This is a genomic window from Flavobacterium sp. (assembly GCF_041392005.1).
Lineage (GTDB): Bacteria > Bacteroidota > Bacteroidia > Flavobacteriales > Flavobacteriaceae > Flavobacterium.
The window spans coordinates 13,492-35,676 of sequence record NZ_JAWKMX010000021.1 but is presented as its reverse complement, the minus strand read 5'-3'; the positions used below and the strand labels follow the sequence as shown (position 1 = coordinate 35,676).

Genomic DNA, 22,185 nt, shown 5'->3' with positions numbered 1-22,185 from the left:
TAATTGAACAGATAATTGTATTTTCGCCCTCTAAAAAATAAATTGATATAAAATGGCAATTTTAGGTAAAATTAGACAAAAATCAGGTTTACTAATCTTTATGATTGCTTTAGCTTTGGTAATATTCATAGTTCAAGCAGCCTTAGAAAATGGTTTTTTTGGTTCAAATGCGCAAACAGCAGGTTCTATAAATGGTACCGACATTCAAGCACAAGAATTTATGCGTAAGGTAGCACAAATGGAGCAGCAAAACCAAAACATTTCGAACACTCAAGCAATGAATAGCGTTTGGGAGCAAGAAGTGCGCAACATTATTATAGGAGAAGAAACCGAAAAATTAGGTTTAGGTTTAGGAAACGAGCAAATAATAAATGAAATTAAGAAAAATCAATATTTTTCTCAAAACCCACAGTTTTTAAACGAAGCTGGTAGTTTCGATGAAGGAAAATTTAAAGAATGGGTAAAGTCTATTCAAAACGATCCTAATCAAGAACGTTGGACACAGTGGAAACAGTTTGAAAATGAAACAGTAAATTCTACTGTTCAGCAACTTTTTTTCAATATGGTAAAAGGTGGTGTTTATACTACAAAAGCAGAAGGACAATTTAAATACGCTGCCGAAAATAGAAAAGTAGATTTTAATTACGTTACTGTTCCATATTCAACAATTAACGATGACGAAGTTAAAGTTTCTGACGATGAAATTTTATCGTACATGAAAAAACATCCTAAAAAATACAAATCGGAATCTACGCGTAGTTTAGAATATGTATTTTTTGCCAATACGCCTTCTGAAAAAGACAGCAAAGACAGAGAAGTCGAAATGAATAAAGTATTAAATGGTTCTGTAGAATTTAATAGCACTACAAACACTAACGATACAATTCCTGGCTTTAAAAATATAGCTTCAAATAACATAGCAGAATTTATTAATAAAAATTCTGATATTAAATTTGATTCTACATATTTAGCAAAAAAAGATTTACCTAAAGATTTCCAAGAGCAGTTATTTAACTTATCTATTGGAGAAATTTATGGTCCATACGAATTTAACGGTCATCAATGTGTATCTAAAATGCTAGATAAAAAAGCAAATGGTAGTGTAAAAGCAGCACATATTTTAATTTCGTATGCAGGCGCACCAAGTAGCCAAGCTACTAGAACAAAAGAAGAAGCACAAACCAAAGCAAACGAATTGTTAGCACAAGCAAAAGCTAATCCTGCAAACTTTGCTGCTTTAGCAGCCGCTAATTCTGAAGACCCAGGTTCTAAAAACAATGGTGGCGAGTATGATAATATTGCTCCAGGACAAATGGTTCCAGAATTTAACGACTTTATTTTCAATAACCCTATTGGTGCAATTGGATTAGTAGAAACTACTTATGGTTTTCATATTATTAAAGTAAACGATAAGTACAGTGCAGTTTTATTAGGTACTGTTGCACAAAGTATAGAAGCCTCTGAAGAAACTATAGATGCTAACTATACAAAATCGAGTAAGTTTTTAACCGATGCAAACAGTAAAGATTTTGCTGAAGTAGCAAAAACATACGAAGCTACTGTAATGCCTGCTAACGGCATACAAGCAACAGATGAACAAGTAGCTAGTTTAGGTGCTCAAAGAGAAATTGTACAATGGGCATTTAATAAAGATACCGAAAAAGGCAATGTAGCACGTTTTGATACACCAAAAGGTTATGTCGTTGCAAAATTAACCGATATTAATGAAACTGGTTTATTAGCTATTGATATGGCACGTGACGTGGTAGGTGCTACTTTAAAGAACGAGAAAAAAGCAGCAAAAATTAGAGAGAGAATGAAAGGTGCTACTTTAGAAGAAGTTGCTAAAGCAACTGGTGGTTCTGTAATGACTGCAAACGATGCTACATTAGTAAATGCAACTATTCCAAACGTAGGTAGAGAACTAAAAGTAGTAGGTACTGCTTTTGCAACGCCAGCAAATAAAGTTTCAGGTTTAATTGATGGTACTACAGGTGTTTTTATGATAAAAACAGTAGCTGTAAAACCAGAAACTAAATTAACCAGTTATGCTACACAAATAAATGCTGAAAACCAACAACAACAAAATTCAGCACAATCGAGAGTATATCAAGCGTTAAAAGACAATTCTAAAATTGAAAGACAATAAAAACTAAAATTAGTTTTTCTAACACAATAAAAATGCCTTGATAAATCAAGGCATTTTTATTATGACTAATTTTTATTTTTACATTTTTAAATAAAAATCTTGCGTTAAATTAATGTATTCTTTTGTATAATTATTTCGGCTTGTTTCTATTATTAATTCATCTATATCACAAGTCGATTTTATTTTTGAAAAAGCCAATAAACTTCTTTTATATTCTTTTTCTGGACAACCTTTTACTCTAGTAATTTTAAACGGAAACAAATTGAAATTATGCGCTAAGCGAATAAATGTTTCTTCTTCGGTAAAAGGAATTACAACCGAAAAAACACCTTTTTCGCTAAGCAATACTACAACACCCGAAATTAATTCTGAAAAGGGTAAAGCATCTGTAAAACGTGCTAAATTTCTATTTTCACTTTCCGATTTATAATTCGTTTCATAAAATGGAGGATTTGACACAATTACATCATACCTTTCTTCTTCTTGCATTTCGGTAACAAACTCGCTAAAAGAAGCATGATAACAAAACAAGCGGTCACCCCAAATAGAATTTTCAAAATTCTCCACACATTGCTCGTAAGCATTGCCTTCTATTTCTACAGCATCTATTTGATTAGCCAAACTTCTTTGTGCTAGCATAAGTGCTAGTAATCCAGAACCTGCACCAATATCTAAAATAGAATATGGATTATTTAACAAAGGCGTCCAAGCACCTAATAGAACACCATCTGTACCTACTTTCATAGCACATTTATCTTGCTCTATTTCAAATTTTTTAAACCTAAATGTCAATTATTGTAAGTATAAATCCACCAAACCTTCTGGTGTATCAAGATGAAGTGTTTGCGATTTTCTATCAATTTTCACTATAAAAGCATCGATTACAGGGACTAATATGGTAGCATTTTGGTATTCAATTTCAAACAAAGGTTGCACATTATTGTCGTTTACAGCTTTTAATGTACCAATTGCTCCTAATCGGCTATCAATAACAGAAAATCCTTCTATTTCGTGATAATAAAATTTATTGCCCTCTAGTTTTGGCAACATATTAAGCGGAAGATACGCTTCGCAACCTATAATTTCATCGGCATCTTGTTCGTTTTCAATATCTTCAAATTTAATTCGAAGAAACTGATTGCGATGAAGTTGAGATTTTTCAATAAAAAAAGGAACCAGTGTTTTGTTTAATTCAACAAAAACTGATTCCAAATTTTCGTAAACTTCGGGTTCATCTGTGTCTAAATACAACAAAATTTCACCCTTAAAACTAAACTTTTTTGCGATTTTGCCTAAATAAAAACAATCTGCTTTTTGCATAATCGCACTTTTTATTAAGCTTCAGTTTCTTTGTTTTCTTCTTCGTTAGCTGGTGCTTCTTCTGTTGCAGCTTCTGCAGAAACTTCAGCAGCTTCTGGTGCTTCGGCAACTTCTTCTTCTACAACAACTTCTTCTTTAGCAGCTAAACGTTTTTCGTTCACTTCTTTTTCTGCTTTTAATGCTTTCGCTTTAGCATCTTCTTTCGCTTTAGCTAAACCATCTTTTTTAGCATCAACTTTACCTTCTTTAGCATCTAACCAAGCGGCAAATTTAGCATCTGCTTGCTCTTGAGTTAATGCTCCTTTTCTTACACCGCCATCTAAGTGATGCTTCAATAAAGCGCCTTTGTAAGATAAAATTGCTCTTGCTGTATCGGTTGGTTGTGCACCATTGTGCAACCATTGTACAGCACCATCAACATTTAAATCGATTGTTGCTGGGTTAGTGTTTGGATTGTAAGTTCCTAATTTTTCTAAGAATTTACCATCTCTTTTAGCACGCGAATCTGCGGCTACAATCCAGTAAAAAGGTTTTCCTTTTTTACCGTGTCTTTGTAATCTAATTTTTACAGGCATAATCTTTTTGATTAAATTTTGAGGTACCCGACCTCTGTTAATTAAGGCGGCAAATATACAAAACATTGTTTTACAATAAAAACAAAACGGAACAAATATTTTAGCGATTTAATTTTTAATTTACCTAAAAAAAATTATTTTTGTTAAACCTTAAATTTAAAACGGTTCGTATGAAAAAAATATTTAGTTTTTTAGTCGTAATTCTTTTAATAAGCTCTTGTACACAAGACATAAAAGACAACACTCCTGCATTTCAAGCTACAAAAGATAATGCGCTGTGGAAAGCTGGCGACGCTAGCGTACATATAGAAGAAGACGGAAGTGTAACCATTACAGCTTACAGAGACTACGAAACAATTGTTTTAAGTTTAAGCGATGCTGAAGTGGGAACGTATTATTTTGGCTCTCAAAATCAATCGAGCTATGCGGAGTATTCTTATAACGATGAAACTACTAGCTTATTACTAGATACCGATATTTATCCTGGTCCTGTTTATCAATTAAAACAAATAGTTAATGCTGGAACAAATTATTTAGACAGTAACAATTCTTTAACACAATTTGCTGTTAGTTCGCCAAGTAATGGTTCTGGTTTACGTTTGGCTATTGAAGCGAACCCAGAAGGTGCAGTTACTAGTGCTAGTATTATTTCTAGAGGAGATGGATATTATCCTGGAGATGTAGTAACTATTGTTGGCGGCGATAATAATGCTACCGTTTCCATATTAAATACACAGTTAAGCCACGGGCAAGTCGTTATTGAAAAAATAGAGAACGGCATGTTTACAGGCTCTTTTACTTTTAGTGCTACCGATGGCAATGGAAATGTGGCATCGTTTTCTGACGGTTATTTTTACCGACTTCCTATTCGATAAAATATAAGCAAAAAACCACTCCATTTTAGAGTGGTTCTTTTAAAAAGTATAGCTCATACCTACACCTAATAGTTGCTTTAATTGAATTTTTGGTCCTACGGTAACTTGTTTTCCGTCAATTTCTTCTTTAGCTTTTATATCGTCATCGTAAACAATATGCGTGCCTAAATTGGCTTTTACGTACTCGTTTACAGTCATTTCTAATTGCAATTGCCAATCTACGTCTATATTACCAAAATTGTTAAGATAATCGGTATAAAAATTAACTCGGTTTTCGAGTGTCATATTTTTGTAAACTTCTTTTTCCCATTGGGCACTTATTAATATACCCAATTCGGTTCTCGATTTTTTTCCGCGCTTTAGTAAATTTCCTGTATTTGCATCGTAAACAGCACCATCAACACCAAATGCTCCTTGATTAGCTAATTCTTGACTTAAAACGAACGTTGTTTTTTGTGTTAGTGGCGATAAATACATGTTAAAATTTATATCTTTTCGTTCGTATTGTGCTCCAATTCCCCAAAAATAATAAGCCGGCGCCATAAATCGAGAAATGGCATTATCAATATCTGGATAGTTGTAACCACTATAAAATTGTGTGCTAAATGTCATTTTACTGCTATAAAACCAGTTCGAAACAGTATCGGCTCTATAGCCAAAAGTAGAATTAATTTGCAATTGATCGTCTGTTTTCCTTAATTCTTGACCTTCTTGTTTATTTAAACCGTATTTTGCAATTAACTCGTTTTTCCAATTGATGTTTTTTCGCGAATATTCTCTAAGAAATTTACCTTTTAATAATCCCGAAATTGAATTGTTTCCTCCAGCATTCCAATTTAAAAAAGCAATTTGAGAAATATCAAAACCCACTCTGTTTGACTTTTTCCAATAAGAAACCGTATCGGGAAATTTAGTAACTATATTTTGAGAATATATTGTTAGCGAAAAAAATAATACTAGAATAAGAAAGGGAAATTTACAATTCATTTTATTGTGATTTGGCTTGCAAACATCTGAAAAATTAAAAAGTTTTAAAAATATTTAATAAACTTTTCACATCTAAAGAACACATTTCTTGTTGTTCATGCAAACTCGCTTGTTCTACAAAAATATCTGGAATTCCTAAAATTTCAATGGGTAAATTAATGTTGTTTTTTAAATAAAAAGTAGCAATAGCACTTCCGAAACCGCCAATTTTAACACCATCTTCAACAGTAATAATTCGCGAATGGTTTTTGGCGATTTCTAACAATATATTTTCATCTAAAGGCTTAATAAATGGAAAATGAAAATGTGAAAACTCGTTTGAATTAGTTAACAATTGCAATGCTTTGGTTACATTATTTCCGATAGTACCTGTTGAAATAATGGCTGTTTTATTTCCTTTTTGCAAACAAATTGCTTTTCCAATTTCTACTTTTTCAAATGGTTTTCTCCATTCAGATAAAACTCCTCTTCCACGTGGATAACGCATTGCAATAGGATTTTCAAGACCTAATTGCGCAGTAAACATTAAATTGCGTAACTCAATCTCGTTTAATGGCGCTGCTAAAATCATATTTGGAATACAACTTAAAAAAGTAATATCAAAAATTCCTTGATGCGTTGCACCATCTTCACCAACTAATCCCGCACGATCCAAGCAAAAAATAACAGGTAAATTTTGTAATGCCACATCATGAATAACTTGATCATAAGCCCGTTGTAAAAATGTTGAATAAATCGTGCAAAACACAGTCATTCCTTGTGTTGCCATTCCAGCAGCAAGTGTTACCGCGTGTTGTTCAGCAATGCCTACATCAAAAGCTCTTTTTGGATAAGCTTCCATCATAAATTTCATTGAACTACCTGTAGGCATAGCGGGTGTTATTCCGATTATTTTTTCATTTTGAGAGGCTAATTCTACCAAAGTTAAACCAAAAACATCTTGATATTTTGCTGGTAAATTAGATTCATCATTTGGTAAAATTTTCCCTGTTTTGGCTTCAAATTTACCAGGTGCATGATACTTAACTTGGTCTTCTTCTGCCAGTTGTAACCCTTTTCCTTTAGTAGTAATTATATGAAGAAATTTTGGCCCTTTTATTTTTTTTAATCGTTCTAATTCAGCAATTAATTTTGGTAAATCGTGTCCGTCAATTGGACCAGAATAATCAAAATTTAATGACTTTATCATATTATTTTGCTTCGGGTTTTTCCCTTCTTTAACTGCAGTTAAATAGTTTTTCAACGCGCCAACACTCGGGTCAATACCAATGGCGTTATCGTTTAAAATTACTAAAATATTCGCATCGGTAACTCCAGCGTGATTTAACCCTTCAAATGCCATGCCGCTGGCTATTGAGGCATCGCCAATTACAGCAATGTGATGTTTTTCTACTTCGCCTTTTAATTGTGATGCAATTGCCATTCCTAACACCGCTGATATTGAAGTTGATGAATGACCAACGCCAAATGCATCATATTCGCTTTCATTACGTTTTGGAAATCCAGAAATTCCATCTTTTTCCCTATTTTTATGAAATATTTCCTTTCTTCCCGTTAAAATTTTATGACCATAAGCTTGATGGCCTACATCCCAAACCAATAAATCATCAGGAGTATTAAAAGTATAATGAAGCGCAACAGTAAGTTCAACCACACCTAAACTTGCACCTAAATGACCTCCTTTTTGAGAGACAATTTCTATAATAAAATCACGAAGTTCATTGGCAACTTGCGGTAGTTGCGAAATATCCAATTTACGTAAATCGGATGGTAAATTAATTTTTGAAAGAATATTGTTTTGCATAAAACAAAAATACTAATTGAATTTGTAAATTTGTAGTATGGAAAATATTTTCACTGACGAATATTTTATGAGAAAAGCACTTTTGGAAGCCGAAGCTGCTTTTGAAAAAGGTGAAATACCTGTTGGTGCAGTTATTGTTGCTAACAATAATGTAATTGCAAGAAGTCATAATCTTACAGAATTACTTAATGATGTTACCGCACATGCCGAAATGCAAGCCATTACGAGTGCCGCCAACTATTTGGGTGGAAAATATTTAAAAGATTGTACGTTATATGTTACTTTAGAACCTTGCCAAATGTGTGCTGGAGCGCTATATTGGAGTCAAATTTCAAAAATTGTTTATGGTGCTTCAGATGACGCTAGAGGATTTTCAAAATTAGGCACACAATTGCATCCGAAAACGCAAGTAGTTGCAGGTGTTTTAGAAAAAGAATGCGCCTTATTAATTCGCGCTTTTTTTAGAACGAAAAGATAAATTTTAATCATTTTTTTATAAAATTTTTCTTACCTTTAATACAATATTTTTCTCTTTAGAGTTGTAAAAGTATTTTTCTATAATAAATTATTCTACTTCAAAATGAAAAAACAACAAATTTATGCGGCTGTAATTGCTTTGCTTTTATTTATTGGATGTTCCAAAAAAAATTCAGAAAATTTTGATTCCGACTTTTCTCTTTTTAAAGATTATATTCTGAATTATAGTCCAGGAATTATTTCTTGTTCAGATGATATCCGTGTTGTACTCGCATTTGAAAATCAAGATTGGACGAAAGACAAAGAACTTGACGATGATTTATTTGATATAACTCCATCGGTAAAAGGTAAAGTTGTAGCGTTATCTTCTAATACAATTGCTTTTATACCATCAGAAAAGTTAAAACAAAATACCGAATATCAGGTAAGTTTCAAATTGGAAGAACTAAAAAAAGTCGATAAAAAATTAGAAGAATTTAATTTTACAGTAAAAACTATAAAGCAAGATTTTATGGTTTCAATTATCGATTTACAATCGTATAGCAAAGATTATCAATATATAAATGGTATTTTAAACGCAAGCGACAATTTAGATATTGAAACAGCAAAAAAATTAATTCAAGTTTATCAAAAAGATAAAAAAATAGCAGTAAAATTTGATAAAGAATTAAGTGCTAATCGTGAATATAAATTTGTTATTGACAGTATTCAACGTTTTGTAGATGATAGTAAAATAACCATTTCATGGAACGGTAATGATTTTGATATTGATCAAAAAGGAGAAATGGAATTTGAGATTCCTGGAAAAAACAATTTTAAAATAATTTCGGCTGAAGTACAACAAGACAATAATCAAGTACTATTAATAAATTTTTCTGATCCTTTAAAAAAAGGTCAAGATTTTAATGGATTGGTTGCTGTAGAAAATACTTCAAACTTAAAGTTTGCAACTGCTGGAAATGTGTTAAAAGTATTTTTTAATGAAACATTAAAAGGCGAATTATCATTAGATATTTTTCAAGGAATTCAAAGTGAAGATGGCTACAAAATGAAACAAAATTTTTCACAAAAAATTTCATTTGAACAAATAAAGCCTCAAGTTCGTTTTATTAAAAGTGGTACTTTTTTGCCTAGCTCAAATAACTTAAAAATTAATTTTGAAGCAGTAAACTTAAATGCCGTTGATGTAAAAGTTTATAAAATTTTTAAAAATAATATTTTACAATTTTTACAAGATAACGATATAAACGGCAATAGAAATCTTCGAAAAGTTAGTGCGCCAATTGCAAAACAAACACTTTATTTAAAAAAGAATAATCTAGCCAATTATAGCAAATGGAATGCTTATGCTATCGATTTAGCAAAAATTATTCAACCTGAACCAGGCGCAATTTATAGAGTAGAATTAACAATTAAAAGAAAATATTCACTATTTAAATGTTCATCGGGCGATACAATTGATGATAAAAATGAATCTGATGAAAATGAATCTGATGAAAATGAATCTGACGAAGTGCGTTCAAATCAAAATTATTACGACGATTATTATGATTATGATTGGTATGATCGTGACGATCCTTGTACTTCATCTTATTATTACAACAATACCATTGGCACAAATGTTATTGCTTCCGATTTGGGTGCTATTGTTAAAAGAGGAGAAAATGGAAGTTATTTTATTGCCGTAAACAATATTGTTGACACAAATCCAGTTTCAGGTGCTACTATTGATCTTTATGATTATCAGCAACAAAAATTAGCAACCACTTCAACTGATTCCGATGGTTTCGCAAAAGTTGATGTAAACCGTTATGCCTATTTTGCAATTATTACAAAAGATAACAACACTACTTATGTAAAACTAGACGAAGGGCAATCGTTGTCAGTAAGCGATTTTGAAGTTGGCGGAATTACTTTAGAAAAAGGATTAAAAGGATATATTTATGGCGAACGTGGCGTTTGGCGACCTGGCGATACGTTGCATATTGCTTTTATGTTAAACGATAACGAAAGTAAACTCGAAAAAACACATCCAATTAAATTTAAACTTTCGGATCCAAGAGGAAAACTTTCCTATCAAGCCGTTCAAAAATATAACGAATCCAATCATTATAAATTTACTGTTGCCACAAAACCAACCGATATAACTGGGAATTGGGAAGCAAAAATAAGTGTTGGTGGTGCAAACTTTTATAAAAGTATTAAAATTGAAACCATAAAACCAAATCGTTTAAAAATTAAAAACAGCTTCGCAAATGCAACAATATCAGGAAGTAATCCAAATTACGGAGCTATAGAAGTCGCTTGGTTGCATGGTGCAGTTGCCAAAAACTTAAAAGTAGAAATGCAAGCTAAATTTATAAAAGATGTTACTACTTTTAAAAATTATAGCAATTATGATTTTGATGATGAAGTTAGAAATTTTTATACCGAAGAAGTCAACGTTTTTTCAGGCAAAGTAGATGAAACAGGAAAAACTTCCGTTACATTAAAGCCAACCGTTTCTAGTCAAGCGCCTGGTAAATTAAAAATTGTAATGCAAACCAAAGCCTTTGAAACTGGAGGCGATTTCAGTACCGATGTGGTTTCGGCATCATTTTCGCCTTACAAAACGTATGTCGGTTTAAAAAGCCCAACTCCTAATAAATATGGCTTTTTAGAAACTGATAAAATCAACAAATTTGAGGTAGTAACTTTAACTGAAAATGGAAAACCAAAAGCAGTAAACAATTTAGAAGTTCGAGTATATAAAGTAGATTGGCGTTGGTGGTGGAATTCATCTGAAAATGATTTATCAAAATATAATGCTGACAATGTAACAACTGCTTATAAAAACTTCACTATATCAACTAATTCAAGCGGTAAAGCCAGTTTTCAATTTATGGTTCCAGAAGGCGATTGGGGTAGATATCTTATTCGCGTAGTTGATCCTAACGACGGCCATGCTACAAGTACAACAGAAGTGATTGATTGGCCATATTGGTCGGGAAAAACCAAAAACGGAGAGGCTTCAGCAGCCAATATGCTAGTATTTACTTCTGATAAAGAAAAATATGCGGTAGGCGAAAAAGCAATTGTTTCTTTCCCCTCAAGTTTAGGAAATCGTGCCTTACTTTCGTTTGAAAATGGAACTAAAGTAGTTAAAACCCTTTGGGCTGATACGCAAAAAGGCGAAACCAAAGTTGAAATTCCTGTTACAGCTGACATGGCGCCAAATGTGTATATAAATATTACCTTATTAAAACCACATGCTTCAACAATAAATGATGCTCCAATTCGAATGTATGGTATTTTACCTATTGAAGTAGTCGATAAAAACACCATTTTAGAACCTGTTTTAAGCATGCCAGAGGTGCTTCGCCCTGAACAAAAAGCATCAATAAAAGTAAGTGAAAAAAATGGAAAATCGATGAGTTATACCATTGCCATTGTTGATGAAGGATTGTTAGATTTAACGCGTTTTAAAACTCCAAATGCTTGGGATAAGTTCTATTCTAAACAAGCATTAGGCGTTAAAACATGGGATATTTATGACGATGTCATAGGAGCTTATGGCGGAAAAATAAACCAAATTTTTAGTGTTGGTGGCGATGAAGATTTAGGTGGAGGTAGCAATAAAAAAGCAAACCGATTTAAACCTGTAGTCATTTATCTTGGACCATTTAAATTAGGTAAAGGCGAAACAAAAACGCATTCCATTGAAATGCCTAATTACATTGGCTCGGTTAGAACAATGATTGTAGCTGGAAATGATGAGGAAAATGCGTATGGAAGTACTGAAAAAACATCTCCAGTAAGAAATCCATTAATGGTTTTAGCTTCAGTTCCTAGAAAAATATCTCCAAATGAAAAAATTACAGTTCCTGTTACCGTTTTTGCTATGGAACCAAAAATTAAAAATGTTACGGTTCAAGTAAAAACAAACAACGGAATTCGAGTAGTTCAACCTTCACAATCGGTAAGTTTTAGTGCACCAGATGAAAAAATGTTGTATTTCGATTTGAATGTTGGCGAATTAACGGGCTTAGGAAAAATTGAAGTATTTGCAACTTCTGGAAGTGAAAAAGCTTCGTATCCTGTTGAAATTGATATTGTAAATCCAAATCCAGAAACTACTGATTTTGTTGATGTTATTTTGGAACCCAATAGCACCAAACAAGTCAATTGGACAACATTTGGCGTTTCAGGCTCAAATAAAGCATCATTAGAAGTATCATCATTTCCAACAATTGATTTCAATAGAAGGTTAAAATATTTAATTCAATATCCTCATGGTTGCGTCGAACAAACTACTTCAAGTGTGTTTCCTCAACTATATCTAAACGATATTGTATCGATTGATGATGGTAAAAAACAGCAAATTCAACGCAATATTAATATTGGCATTCAACGATTAGGAACTTTTCAATTAGCAGGTGGCGGGTTGTCCTATTGGCAAGGTAATGCTTATCCTGACGATTGGGGAACATCGTATGCAGGTCATTTTATGATGGAAGCTGAGAAAAAAGGCTATGTGTTACCTATCGGATTCAAACAAAAATGGATTTCGTACCAACAACGTATGGCAAAACAATGGCGTTATGAAGCCCAATACAAAAATGATTTTGCCCAAGCTTATCGCTTGTATACTTTAGCTTTAGCAGGTAGTGCTGAATTAGGTTCAATGAACCGACTTCGTGAAACGATTGGCATTTCTAACGAATCGAAATTCCGTTTAGCGGCAGCGTATGCTATTATTGGTCAGAAAAAAACAGCCTTAAATTTAATTAACGGATTAACTTTTGAAAACAATAATTATTACTATTACTATGGTTCTGAAGAACGAAATAGAGCTATGTTATTGGAAACCTATTTATTAGTTGGTGAAAAAGCAAAAGCCTTTGATGTAGCAACAAAATTAGGCAAAAACTTATCTTCAAGTAATTGGATGAGTACGCAAACTACGGCTTACAGTTTGTATGCAATGTCTAAATTTGCAATAGCTAATGGTGGCAAAGGAATTTCTGTTTCATTAACTCAAAAAGGGAAATCGCAACCTTTAACAACTTCAAAATCAATTTTAGATAAAACGTTAGATGTGAAAACTGGGAACAATACTATTTCATTTAAAAACAATGGAAACAATACATTGTATGTGCGGGTTTTAAATAGTGGTGTGCTTCCTGTTGGCGAAGAAAAAGAAGTGTATAATAATTTAAGTACAAACATTTCTTATAAAGCTAAAAACGGAAACCCTTTAAACCTTTCTACAGTTATACAAGGAACTGAAATTGCTGCGCAAGTTATTGTACGAAACACATCTGGTGAAAAAGTTGAAAATGTAGCATTAACCCAAATTGTTCCTTCAGGATTTGAAATTTTAAATTCAAGATTTACTGATTTTGGAAACGCAACCGAAAATAAAGCTGATTTCATTGACATTCGCGATGATAGAACCAATTTCTATTTTGATTTAAATGCAGGAGAAACCAAAATATTTACGATGTATTGGAATGCTTCTTATCTTGGAAATTATTATTTGCCTGGCATTCAATGTGAAGCTATGTATGATAATAATTATTTAGCAAGAAACAAAGGACAATGGATTACAATTGTTAAAGAATAATGTTTTTAAATCGCTTTTGGCATTACATAAAAAGCAATAAAATTAAAACTACCATAGGAATTATTCTTATGGTAGTTTATTATTTTTCGTTGCCAAAAGTTTTGTTTAAAAACGATTATGCCACTGTAATTGAAAGTAAAGAAGGTCAACTTTTAGGGGCAAAAATTGCAGATGATGGGCAATGGCGATTTCCAGAAAGCGATAGTATTCCGCATAAATTTAAAAAATGTATTGTCGCTTTTGAAGACCAGTATTTTTACAAGCATTTTGGCTTTAATCCCATTTCGATGTATCATGCTTTTTTACAAAACAGAAAAGCGAATAAAGTTGTTCGTGGTGGAAGTACATTAACGCAACAAGTCATCCGATTACATCGAGAAAACCAAACAAGAAGTTATTTTGAAAAATTTATCGAAATAATACTAGCAACTCGTTTAGAATTTCGATGTAGTAAAGATGAAATTTTGAGTTTGTATGCCTCTCATGCACCATTTGGAAGTAATGTAGTAGGCTTAGAAATGGCATCTTGGCGCTATTTCGGATTACAGCCACATCAACTATCATGGGCTGAAGCAGCTACTTTAGCAGTTTTACCTAATGCACCTAGTTTAATTTATCCAGGTAAAAACCAACTAAAATTGCTAGAAAAACGAAACCGATTATTAAAAAAACTATGGCTAAATAAAACCATCGATAAAGAAACGTATGAATTGGCTTTGTTAGAAAGTTTGCCTCAAAAACCATTTGATGTTCCACAAATTGCGCCGCATCTTTTACAAAAAACCGCTAAAGAGCATAAAGGTAAGAAAGTAAAAACGACACTATCAGTATATCATCAAGAACGTGTGAATGATATTGTAAAACAATATTATAATTTGTATAAACAAAATGAAGTATACAATATTGCAGTACTGGTTGTCGATGTAAAAACTCGAAATATTGTTTCCTATATAGGGAATAGCCCAACCGATAAAATTCATCAAAAAGATGTTGATATAATTGAAGCACCACGAAGTACGGGAAGTATTTTAAAACCTTTTTTATATGCTTCTATGCTTGATGATGGCGATATTTTACCCAAATCATTACTACCCGATATTCCCACGCAAATTTCGGGTTATTCACCTCAAAATTACAACCTAACTTATGATGGAGCTGTTCCTGCAAATAGAGCTTTAGCGCGTTCTTTGAATATTCCAGCAGTATTAATGTTACAAGACTATTCGGTAAATAAATTTTATGAGCAATTACAAAATTTAAAACTGCGTAATGTAAATCGTCCACCGTCAAATTATGGCTTGTCACTTATTTTGGGTGGAGCCGAAACCAATTTATGGGATTTGTGCCGAGCGTATGCTTTTATGTCGGGAAGTGTAACTCATTTTACTGCTACCCAAGATGAATATAGAACCAACGAATTAGCCAATTTAAATTATAATTTAAATAAAAAAGTAGATTTTGGTAAATCGGTTCCAAATAAAAATAATTGGAGCGCTGGTGCTATTTGGCAAACATTTGAAGCTATGAAAGAAGTTAACCGTCCAGAAGGCGACGAAGCTTGGCAATTTTACGATTCTTCCATTGAAATTGCTTGGAAAACAGGAACTAGTTTTGGCGGTCGCGATGCTTGGGCGGTTGGCGTTAACAAAGATTATGTAGTCGGCGTTTGGGTAGGTAACGCAACCGGCGAAGGAAGACCACTATTGACAGGTGTTGAAAGTGCTGCACCTATCCTATTTGATGTTTTTAGGATTTTCCCAAAAAGTAAATGGTTTGAAACACCATTTAACGATTTAGAACAAGTAAATGTATGCAATAAATCGGGGTTTTTAGCAACTCCAAATTGTCCTAATGAACAACAATGGGTGCCAAAAACAGCTAAAAAATCAAAAAACTGTCCGTATCACAAATTAATTCATTTAGATCAAACCAAACAATATCGAGTTAATAGTAGTTGTGAAGCCATTGAAAATATTATTACTGATTCTTGGTTTGTTTTACCGCCCGTAATGGAATGGTATTATAAGAAAAAAAACATAGATTATCAACCACTTCCTCCTTTTAAAGAAGGCTGTGAAAATAATGATGCAAGCAAAAAAATGGATTTTATTTATCCTACTAGCTTTACAAAAATTATTTTAACCAAAAATTTTGAAGGCAATACCCAACCAGCAATAATTAAGGCTGCCCATTCCAATCCAGAAGCCGAATTATTTTGGTATTTAAATGAAAAATACTTGGGTAGCACTAAAACATTTCATGAAATACCATTAATTGCTACTTCTGGTAGTTATATAATTACTGTAATTGATGAAGAAGGATATGAAATAAAAAGAAAAATTGAAATTGAACAATAAAAAAACCACCAATCAGTTACGAAAAGCGGTTTAATTTTAAACTGAAAAATCAGTTATAAAGTAATCTCATTTCCTTTTTCATCAAAGAAATGGTATTCAAGATACGTGTAAGCGTCACGAGATTTGAGATTAAGAGGAGGAAGTCCTGTGGACTTCAGGTATAAAAAAACCGCCAATCAATTACGAAAAGCGGTTTAATTTTAAACTGAAAATCAGTTATAATTTAATCTCATTTCCTTTTTCATCAAAGAAATGGTATTCAAGATACGTGTAAGCGTCACGAGGTATAATTTTCACCCATTTTTTATGTTCGATGAACCACTTCATACGAACTGATGGAAAACCTTTTTCAAGGTATGCTGCCACAAAAGGATGCGTGTTTAGCACCACTTTTTTATGGTCTTTTATAATGCGTTCAAGGTCAGCCGTTATTTTATCAACAATTAAAATTGGAGCTTCTATTTCTCCGTTTCCGTTAGGATTTTCTTCTCTTGTTTTGATATTTACTTCTGGTCTAACTCTTTGTCTAGTAATTTGAATTAATCCAAATTTGCTAGGAGGCAAGATTTTGTGTTTTGCCTTATCGTCACTCATTTCTTCTCTTAAAAAGTCGTACAATTGCTTTCTGTTTTCAGCATCTTGCATATCAATAAAATCGACCACAATAATTCCGCCCATATCGCGCAATCGTAGTTGTCTTGCAATTTCTGCTGCTGCAATCATATTTACTTCTAAAGCTGTTTCTTCTTGGCTTTGTGCTTTGTTAGAACGGTTACCGCTATTTACATCGATAACGTGTAAAGCTTCGGTGTGTTCAATAATTAAATAAGCACCTTTTTGCATAGAAACGGTTTTACCAAAAGACGTTTTTATTTGTCTTTCGATATGATATTTTTCAAAAAGAGGCAAATCTTTAGAGTGATAGTGTTTTACGATAGACACTTTATCTGGAGCTATTTCTTGCAAATAGTCCTTCGTTTGTAGATACAATTCTTCGTCATCTACATAAATACCCGTAAAGGTATCGTTAAATACATCTCTTAAAATAGAAGAAGCTTTGTTAAGTTCTCCTAATACTTTTGAGGGATGATGTGCTGTTTTTAATCGTTTACACATAGCCGACCAACGGTCAACTAAGTTTTGTAAATCTTTATCTAATTCAGCTACTTTTTTGCCTTCGGCTACTGTGCGAACAATAACCCCAAATCCTTTTGGTTTAATAGATTTTACCAATCTTTTTAAGCGGTCTTTTTCTTCTTTAGATTCTATTTTTTGCGAAACCGAAACTCTATCGGAAAAAGGAACAAGCACAACATATCGTCCGGCTAATGAAATTTCGGAACTAATACGTGGGCCTTTTGTTGAAATTGGTTCTTTTACTATTTGTACTAAAACTGATTGATTAGCACTTAGCACATCGGCTATAGCACCATCTTTATTAATTTCAGGTTCAAAAGGAAAGTTTTTGAGTGAATAATCTTTTGTTTTACCTGCGCTTACAAGTTTAATAAATTTTAATAAAGAAGGAAGATTGGGCCCTAAATCGTGATAGTGTAAAAAGGCGTCTTTTTCGTAGCCTACGTTTACAAATGCCGCATTTAAGCCTGGAACGGGTTTTCTAATTTTAGCAATAAAAATATCGCCAACTTGAAAATTTGATTTTTTTTCTTCTTCTTTATGTAATTCTATTAGTTTTCCATCTTTTAATAAGGCAAAATCTACAGCATCAGAATCGGATCTAATAATTAATTCTTTATTCATTCCGTAAATTTTTATCCTAACTATTAGTTTACAGTTTGCAGTTTACAGTTTACAGTTTAACAACTCGTAACTCATAACTCATAATTCATAACTGAATTGTAAGGATGGATTAAACATTTTTTACAGGTATTTTTACCCGATAATCAGTAGTTTACTGATTCATTTCAAAGAACATTAAAAAAAGAAAAGTAGTATTACACTACTTTTTCTTTTTGTGTCGGTTAGCTCTTGCTCTCTTTTTACGTTTGTGAGTTGCTACCTTATGTCTTTTTCTTTTTTTACCACTTGGCATAACTTGTTGGTTTAGATTAATAAATAATTTTATACTGTAACTTCAGTTTTTGTTTTTACACCTTCTACAAATACTTTTGCTGGTTTAAATGCAGGTATATTGTGTGCAGGTATTTTAATTGTAGTGTTTTTAGAAATGTTTCTACCTGTTTTTTCTGCTCTAGTTTTAACTATAAAACTACCAAAACCTCTTAAGTAAACATTATCTCCTGTTTCTAATGAAGTTTTTACTTCCTCCATGAAAGATTCTACAGTTGCTTGAACATCAGCTTTTTCAAGACCTAATTTGTCAGAAATTTTCGTTACGATATCTGCTTTCGTCATTTTCTTTTCGTATTACTATATTTTATACACTTTTTTTGAGTGTGCAAATATACAAATTAAAAAAACAATTTATCAACCTTAATTCACTAAATTTTAACGATTAAAAATTAATACTTTTGTATTTTCTTAAAAGAAATGACTTTTTCTACAACTTTAATTAATTGGTACAAACAAAATAAACGCGATTTGCCTTGGCGAAAAACTAAAAATCCGTATAACATTTGGTTATCGGAAATTATGTTGCAACAAACTCGGGTTGCACAAGGGTTGCCTTATTATTTAGCCTTTACAGAAACTTTTCCTACGGTTGCTAACTTAGCTAATGCTTCAGAAGAGCAAGTTTTAAAATTGTGGCAAGGTTTAGGTTATTATTCTCGTGCTCGAAATTTACACGCCACAGCAAAATATATTACTAACGAATTAAACGGAATTTTTCCTAAAAACTACAACGAATTATTAAAATTAAAAGGTGTAGGCGAATACACAGCTGCTGCAATTGCTTCTATAAGTTACAATGAAGATATTGCTGTTGTAGATGGAAATGTTTTTAGGGTATTGGCTCGTTATTTTGGCATTGCGTTAGATATTTCTGAAAATAAAACCAAAAAAGAGTTTCAAGATTTAGCAAATTCGCTTTTACCAAAAGGTAAAGCAGCCTTATTTAACCAAGCCTTAATGGAGTTTGGCGCTATACAATGCACTCCTAAAAACCCAAATTGTAACAATTGTGTTTTTAACACCAGCTGTTTTGCCTTGCAAAAAAATAAAATTAACGAATTACCCGTTAAGTTAAAACGTACAAAAATTACCAATCGCTACTTTAATTATGCTGTTGTTTGCGATAATCGTGGTTATTTTGTAATTGAAAAGCGAACTGCTAACGGAATTTGGAAAAACTTGTTTCAATTTCCATTGCTAGAAACATCAAAAAGTGAAACAAATTTGGTTCGGTTACAACTCATCGAAAAATATAGGACTAAAAAAATTTCAGTCATCAATAAAAAAGCAATAATACACAAATTATCACATCAGCATTTGCATATTCATTTTTTTGAAGTTAAACTTACCAATACAATTCCAAATGCTATTTCGCTAGAAGAACTTAAAACAAAACCTTTTCCTATTGTAATTTTTAATTTTATAAATGCTAATTATTTTTGATTTTCGTAAAAAGTAGTATATTTGATTAAACAAAAACATACACGCCATGAATGGAACAGTGAATAAAGTAGTTTTAATAGGACACTTAGGAGACGAAATAAAAATGCACTATTTTGATGGAGGAAACTGCATAGGTCGATTTCCACTTGCCACTAACGAGGTTTATATAAACAAATCTACGGGCGAAAAAATAACCTCAACCGAGTGGCACAACATAGTTGTACGCAACAAAGCTGCCGAAATTTGCGAAAAATACCTTTCTAAAGGTGATAAAATTTATATTGAAGGTCGCATAAAATCGCGTCAATGGCAAGCCGAAGATGGCACAACTAAATACACAACCGAAATTCAAGTAACCGAATTTACATTTTTAACCACAAAAAAAGATTCAGAAGCCAATAGCAAACAAAATGACAGTAATGCTATTTCAAATTCGGATAAAAAAACTAATTTTGACCACGAAAATTCGGGTAACGACGATTTGCCTTTTTAATGTTTAACTAATTTCTTTTAATTTGGATCCAGATCCTTCCAGTTTATTCTCTTCTGTCGATTTTTCATTACTGCTAAGTAGTGTTATAGTAGTTTTTTTGCTTATTTGTTCTGCTTTTATTTCGGGTTCCGAAGTAGCATTATTTTCTCTTTCGCAAAAAGATTTAGACGATTTACAAGAAACCGACTATAATAAAGGTTTAAAAATTAACCAACTTTTAAATCATCCTAAAAAATTGTTAGCCACCATTTTGGTTGCTAATAATTTTATAAATATTGCTATTGTTATCATTTTTTCTTCCTTTAGCGAAAAACTTTTTGGTGGCATTAGTATTTATTGGCTTCGGTTTGTGTTAGAAGTAGTAGTAGTAACCTTTTTAATTTTGCTTTTTGGCGAAGTTTTACCAAAAATTTATGCCAACAGAAACAATGTTTCTTTTGCAAAAACGGTAGTTATTCCGCTAGTAATTTTAGATTATATTTTTACACCACTAACGGTTCCTATGCGCAACATAACGCAATTTATTGAAAAGAAATTTAGTGTTCAAAAAACCAATTTTTCGGTCGATCAATTATCGCAAGCATTAGAACTTACCAATCAAGAAGAGACCTCACAAGAAGAACAAAAAATATTAGAAGGCATCGTAACATTTGGCAACACAGAAGTGCGCCAAATTATGAGCCCGCGTATCGATTTATTTGCACTTAATATCGAAGAATCGTTTAGCGAAGTTTTACCAAAAATTATTGAAAAAGGCTATTCGCGAATTCCCGTTTACAGCGAAAGTATCGACCAAATAGAAGGTGTATTGTTTATAAAGGATTTAATTCCGTATATTGATGAAGCTGCAAATTTTAATTGGCAACAATTACTACGCGAACCTTTTTTTGTTCCAGAAAACAAAAAACTAGATAATCTTTTAAAAGAATTTCAAGGCATGAAAAACCATTTAGCCATAGTGGTTGATGAATATGGTGGAACTTCAGGTTTAATATCATTAGAAGATATTTTAGAAGAAATTGTAGGCGATATTAGCGATGAATTTGATGATGAAGATTTAATTTATTCGCAATTAGACGATAAAAATTACGTTTTTGAAGGAAAGATTAGTTTAAAAGATTTTTACAGAATTATAGATATAGATGCCGAAATTTTTGAAAACGCCAAAGGCGAAGCCGAAACTTTAGCCGGATTTATATTGGAAATTTCGGGTAATTTTCCTAAAAAAAATCAAAAAATTTCATTTGAAAATTATCTGTTTACCATAGAAAGTTTAGACAAACGAAGAATAAAACAAATAAAAGTAACGCTTACCTAATGATTCGATTTTTTTATTACTTTATGGGTTTACTTCTACTTAGCGCTTGCCAAGACAACACCTTGCCAAAACCTAAAGCACAGTTGCAATTAGAATACCCCTACCCTGTTTACGGAAAATTTAATTCGAATTGTAATTTTTCGTTCGATTATAATAGCATCGCTAAAATAAAAGCTGAAAAAAAATGCGAATTTGAGCTTCACTACCCAAAAATGAAAGCTACAATTTATCTTACTTACAAACCCGTAACTAATAATATAGATAGTCTATTACGCGATGCTCAAAAATTAACATACGATCACGTTATAAAAGCCGATGAAATTAGCTCGCAACCTTTTATAAACAATACTAATAAAGTATATGGAATGTTCTCAGAAGTTGGCGGTAATGCAGCAACAAATGCACAATTCTATGTTACCGATAGCACTAAAAATTTTCTATACGGTAGCATGTATTTTTATGCTAAACCTAATTACGATTCTATTTTACCCGCTGCAAATTACATAAAAAACGATATTAGAAAAATTATGGAAACCGTTGCGTGGCAATAATTATAAAGGTTTTAAAAGTAAAAAAGCAACCACAAAATGGTTGCTTTTTTGTTTATGTTAATAACTAAAATTGAATATAAATTTTATTAAACGTAATTTTGAAAGTTCCGTTTTTTAATGGAATTAACTATTTAGAT

The 22,185-nt window shown here is 32.2% G+C and carries 16 protein-coding genes; 9 read left to right on the top strand and 7 right to left on the bottom strand.

Features of this window, described 5'->3' with window-relative positions; all coding sequences use genetic code 11:
- Positions 1-52: 52 nt before the first annotated feature.
- Entirely contained in the window at positions 53-2,149 is a 2,097-nt protein-coding gene (locus R2808_RS09575) for a peptidylprolyl isomerase (RefSeq protein ID WP_371270757.1), read from the top strand.
- A gap of 78 nt (positions 2,150-2,227) precedes the next feature.
- On the opposite strand, the gene R2808_RS09570 is transcribed toward R2808_RS09575, so the two are convergent.
- The 3 genes from R2808_RS09570 to R2808_RS09560 are packed head-to-tail and all read right to left on the bottom strand — an operon-like array spanning position 2,228 to position 4,044.
- Entirely contained in the window at positions 2,228-2,893 is a 666-nt protein-coding gene (locus tag R2808_RS09570) for a tRNA1(Val) (adenine(37)-N6)-methyltransferase (RefSeq protein ID WP_371270756.1), read from the bottom strand.
- 48 nt (positions 2,894-2,941) lie between these two features.
- Positions 2,942-3,469, bottom strand: coding sequence for a ribosome maturation factor RimM (rimM, locus tag R2808_RS09565; RefSeq protein WP_371270755.1), 528 nt, complete (start codon positions 3,467-3,469; stop codon positions 2,942-2,944).
- 14 nt (positions 3,470-3,483) lie between these two features.
- The gene (locus R2808_RS09560; protein WP_371270754.1) at positions 3,484-4,044 is read right to left on the bottom strand and encodes a 30S ribosomal protein S16; all 561 of its coding nucleotides are present in this window, start codon (positions 4,042-4,044) and stop codon (positions 3,484-3,486) included.
- A gap of 170 nt (positions 4,045-4,214) precedes the next feature.
- On the opposite strand from R2808_RS09560, the gene R2808_RS09555 reads away from it, so the two are divergent.
- Positions 4,215-4,919 (top strand): DUF6252 family protein, encoded by a 705-nt coding sequence (locus R2808_RS09555; protein WP_371270753.1) that lies wholly within the window; start codon positions 4,215-4,217, stop codon positions 4,917-4,919.
- A gap of 39 nt (positions 4,920-4,958) precedes the next feature.
- Here the strand turns inward: R2808_RS09555 and R2808_RS09550 are convergent, their stop codons facing one another.
- Positions 4,959-5,906, bottom strand: coding sequence for a DUF3078 domain-containing protein (locus R2808_RS09550; protein ID WP_371270752.1), 948 nt, complete (start codon positions 5,904-5,906; stop codon positions 4,959-4,961).
- 34 nt (positions 5,907-5,940) lie between these two features.
- Entirely contained in the window at positions 5,941-7,710 is a 1,770-nt protein-coding gene (locus tag R2808_RS09545; RefSeq protein WP_371270751.1) for a 1-deoxy-D-xylulose-5-phosphate synthase, read from the bottom strand.
- Positions 7,711-7,747: 37 nt separating this feature from the next.
- Here R2808_RS09545 and R2808_RS09540 point away from each other — a divergent pair, with 37 nt between their 5' ends.
- The 3 genes from R2808_RS09540 to pbpC all read left to right on the top strand — a co-directional run bounded on the left by R2808_RS09540 (position 7,748) and on the right by pbpC (position 16,149).
- Positions 7,748-8,188, top strand: coding sequence for a nucleoside deaminase (locus R2808_RS09540; protein WP_371270750.1), 441 nt, complete (start codon positions 7,748-7,750; stop codon positions 8,186-8,188).
- A gap of 102 nt (positions 8,189-8,290) precedes the next feature.
- A complete protein-coding gene (locus R2808_RS09535) occupies positions 8,291-13,792 on the top strand; it encodes an alpha-2-macroglobulin (protein WP_371270749.1) in 5,502 nt (1,833 codons plus the stop codon).
- The gene (gene pbpC / locus R2808_RS09530) at positions 13,792-16,149 is read left to right on the top strand and encodes a penicillin-binding protein 1C (protein ID WP_371270748.1); all 2,358 of its coding nucleotides are present in this window, start codon (positions 13,792-13,794) and stop codon (positions 16,147-16,149) included. Before R2808_RS09535 ends, pbpC begins: the two co-directional genes overlap by 1 nt.
- A 216-nt stretch (positions 16,150-16,365) precedes the next feature.
- On the opposite strand, the gene R2808_RS09525 is transcribed toward pbpC, so the two are convergent.
- The gene (locus R2808_RS09525) at positions 16,366-17,910 is read right to left on the bottom strand and encodes an Rne/Rng family ribonuclease (protein ID WP_371270747.1); all 1,545 of its coding nucleotides are present in this window, start codon (positions 17,908-17,910) and stop codon (positions 16,366-16,368) included.
- A 321-nt stretch (positions 17,911-18,231) separates the two neighbouring features.
- Positions 18,232-18,525 carry an HU family DNA-binding protein gene (locus R2808_RS09520; RefSeq protein WP_371270746.1) on the bottom strand — a complete coding sequence of 98 codons (294 nt, stop codon included), beginning with the start codon at positions 18,523-18,525 and terminating at the stop codon, positions 18,232-18,234.
- A gap of 135 nt (positions 18,526-18,660) precedes the next feature.
- Between R2808_RS09520 and mutY the strand changes: the two genes are divergently transcribed.
- Genes mutY through gldD form a run of 4 tightly spaced genes read left to right on the top strand, consistent with a single transcriptional unit; the run spans position 18,661 to position 22,048 of the window.
- Entirely contained in the window at positions 18,661-19,686 is a 1,026-nt protein-coding gene (gene mutY / locus R2808_RS09515) for an A/G-specific adenine glycosylase (protein ID WP_371270745.1), read from the top strand.
- 46 nt (positions 19,687-19,732) lie between these two features.
- Positions 19,733-20,179, top strand: coding sequence for a single-stranded DNA-binding protein (locus R2808_RS09510; protein ID WP_371270744.1), 447 nt, complete (start codon positions 19,733-19,735; stop codon positions 20,177-20,179).
- A gap of 22 nt (positions 20,180-20,201) precedes the next feature.
- Positions 20,202-21,497, top strand: a complete 1,296-nt coding sequence (locus tag R2808_RS09505; RefSeq protein ID WP_371270743.1) for a gliding motility-associated protein GldE — start codon at positions 20,202-20,204, stop codon at positions 21,495-21,497.
- The gene (gene gldD, locus R2808_RS09500; protein ID WP_371270742.1) at positions 21,497-22,048 is read left to right on the top strand and encodes a gliding motility lipoprotein GldD; all 552 of its coding nucleotides are present in this window, start codon (positions 21,497-21,499) and stop codon (positions 22,046-22,048) included. Before R2808_RS09505 ends, gldD begins: the two co-directional genes overlap by 1 nt.
- The last annotated feature ends 137 nt before the right edge of the window (positions 22,049-22,185 follow it).

Excerpts from the sequence above, each read along its gene's own strand:
- R2808_RS09575 (WP_371270757.1), top strand. The coding sequence starts at position 53 with ATGGCAATTTTAGGTAAAATTAGACAAAAATCAGGTTTACTAATCTTT.
- R2808_RS09570 (WP_371270756.1), bottom strand. The coding sequence starts at position 2,893 with ATGAAAGTAGGTACAGATGGTGTTCTATTAGGTGCTTGGACGCCTTTG.
- rimM (WP_371270755.1), bottom strand. The coding sequence starts at position 3,469 with ATGCAAAAAGCAGATTGTTTTTATTTAGGCAAAATCGCAAAAAAGTTT.
- R2808_RS09560 (WP_371270754.1), bottom strand. The coding sequence starts at position 4,044 with ATGCCTGTAAAAATTAGATTACAAAGACACGGTAAAAAAGGAAAACCT.
- R2808_RS09555 (WP_371270753.1), top strand. The coding sequence starts at position 4,215 with ATGAAAAAAATATTTAGTTTTTTAGTCGTAATTCTTTTAATAAGCTCT.
- R2808_RS09550 (WP_371270752.1), bottom strand. The coding sequence starts at position 5,906 with ATGAATTGTAAATTTCCCTTTCTTATTCTAGTATTATTTTTTTCGCTA.
- R2808_RS09545 (WP_371270751.1), bottom strand. The coding sequence starts at position 7,710 with ATGCAAAACAATATTCTTTCAAAAATTAATTTACCATCCGATTTACGT.
- R2808_RS09540 (WP_371270750.1), top strand. The coding sequence starts at position 7,748 with ATGGAAAATATTTTCACTGACGAATATTTTATGAGAAAAGCACTTTTG.
- R2808_RS09535 (WP_371270749.1), top strand. The coding sequence starts at position 8,291 with ATGAAAAAACAACAAATTTATGCGGCTGTAATTGCTTTGCTTTTATTT.
- pbpC (WP_371270748.1), top strand. The coding sequence starts at position 13,792 with ATGTTTTTAAATCGCTTTTGGCATTACATAAAAAGCAATAAAATTAAA.
- R2808_RS09525 (WP_371270747.1), bottom strand. The coding sequence starts at position 17,910 with ATGAATAAAGAATTAATTATTAGATCCGATTCTGATGCTGTAGATTTT.
- R2808_RS09520 (WP_371270746.1), bottom strand. The coding sequence starts at position 18,525 with ATGACGAAAGCAGATATCGTAACGAAAATTTCTGACAAATTAGGTCTT.
- mutY (WP_371270745.1), top strand. The coding sequence starts at position 18,661 with ATGACTTTTTCTACAACTTTAATTAATTGGTACAAACAAAATAAACGC.
- R2808_RS09510 (WP_371270744.1), top strand. The coding sequence starts at position 19,733 with ATGAATGGAACAGTGAATAAAGTAGTTTTAATAGGACACTTAGGAGAC.
- gldD (WP_371270742.1), top strand. The coding sequence starts at position 21,497 with ATGATTCGATTTTTTTATTACTTTATGGGTTTACTTCTACTTAGCGCT.